Origin of the sequence: Streptomyces hygroscopicus subsp. hygroscopicus (genome assembly GCF_001553455.1) — a bacterium.
Classification (GTDB): Bacteria; Actinomycetota; Actinomycetes; order Streptomycetales; family Streptomycetaceae; genus Streptomyces; species Streptomyces hygroscopicus.
Genome location: NZ_BBOX01000472.1, coordinates 1 through 1,594, shown reverse-complemented (window position 1 = coordinate 1,594; position 1,594 = coordinate 1). Strand labels below are relative to the sequence as shown.

At 79.4% G+C, this 1,594-nt stretch carries 1 protein-coding gene; it reads left to right on the top strand.

Annotated elements, in window-relative coordinates; genetic code table 11:
• A partial coding sequence (locus AXW62_RS47510) for a CHAD domain-containing protein (protein ID WP_442267821.1) occupies positions 1 to 1,573 on the top strand: 1,573 nt, incomplete at its 5' end.
• Positions 1,574 to 1,594: the final 21 nt, after the last annotated feature.

Sequence of the window (1,594 nt, the reverse complement as noted above, 5' to 3'; positions counted from 1 at the left end):
CCTCCCGCCGGCCGGGATGACGGACGCCGCGGATGCGGCCGACGCGCCGCGCAGCTCTGGGCGCGACGGCTCGCCCGGCCCCGGGCCCGACGGCCCGCGCCGCCCCGGGTCCGACGGCTCGCCCAGCACCGGGCCCGACGGCGCGGCGGAGCGGGTGACGGAGCGGACGGCTGGACGGGCGGCGGATCGAGCGGCAGAGGCGGTGGGGCCGTCGTGGGGGGAGTCGGCGACGGCGGGCGAGGTGCTGTCGGCGTATCTGCACGCCCAGGCGGGGGACTTCCTCCGCAGCCTGCGGCTGCACCGCGAGAGCGGATCCGATGTCGCGGAGGCGGCCGAGGCCGCCCGGCTGCTGCGTCGCGCCGCCCGGCGGATCAGCGGCGCGCTGCATGTCTACCGCCCGATCATCGACCCGGCCTGGTCCGATCAGCTGCGGTCCGAGCTGGCCTGGCTGTCGGGCACGCTGGCGCGCGAACACGCCTACGCGGAGCGGCTGACCCGGCTGCGCGGCGCCCTGTACCGGCTCTCGGGCGCGGGCGGCCCCTCGGACCGGTCGGCACCGGGCGAGGGGACCGCTGCGGAACGCGTGAATGCCGAGGAGCCTGCGAACGCTGACGAGCGCGTGAACGCTGACAGCCGCGTGGACTCTGACGGCCGCGTGAACGCCGACGGGCGCTTCCCCGAGGGTGCCCCCGCCCCGCAGGCGCCGAACGTCAGGGACTCCGCGGGTGCCAGTAGTGCCACGGACGCTACGGGTGCCGCGGGTGCCAGCAGTGCCACGGGCGCCCTGGGTGCCGCGGGTGCCACGGGTGTTACGAACGCCACGGGTGCCACGGGTGCCACAGGCGGTACGAACGCTACGGGTGCCGTGGGTGCCCGTAGCGCCACGGGCGTCACCAGCGCCGCGCGCACCGAACGTGGCGGGGTCACGGTCGCGGTCGACGGCACGGGCGGTCCGCCCGGCTCCGTCCCGCCCCGGTCCACCCGGGCCGCTCGCCGCAGCGTCTCCCTGGCCGCCGGTGCGCCGGGAGGCGGGGCCGGGGACCCTGTCGGGGGGCAGGGTCCCGGTCCGGCCGGTACGGGCGGCGGCGCCGAGGGCGCGGCCGGGGCGTCCAGGGACGAGGGCCGGGCGGCCGGACGGCGGCGCGGCGAACGCAGGGAACGCGGTGAACGGGGAGACAAGGGCGGCCGGGGCACCAGGGGCGAGAGGGGCAACCGGTCCGGCCAGGGCTCGGCCCACCAGCGGGCCGGTGCCGAGGAGGAGGCCCGCGGCGGGGCGCTGACCGTGGGCGCGGCGCGCGCCGGGGCGTTGCTGGAGCGCCAGCTCACCCTGGCCCGGACCCGGGCCCACACCGCCGCCCTGGAGGCGCTCGGCTCCTCCCGCTTCCACGCGGTCGCCGACAGCGTCGCCCTGCTCGCCTCCGAGGTGCCGCTCGACGAGGCCAACGCCGCCCGCCCCGCCCGGCAGGTGCTGCCGCCGCTCGCCGAACTGGCGGGCCGACGGCGTGGCCGACGGCGGGTGGAGGGCGGCGTCGCCGGCCTGGGGCCCGGCCGCCGGGACCGACTCCGTACCTAACGACGGAACGGCGGGCTGGTC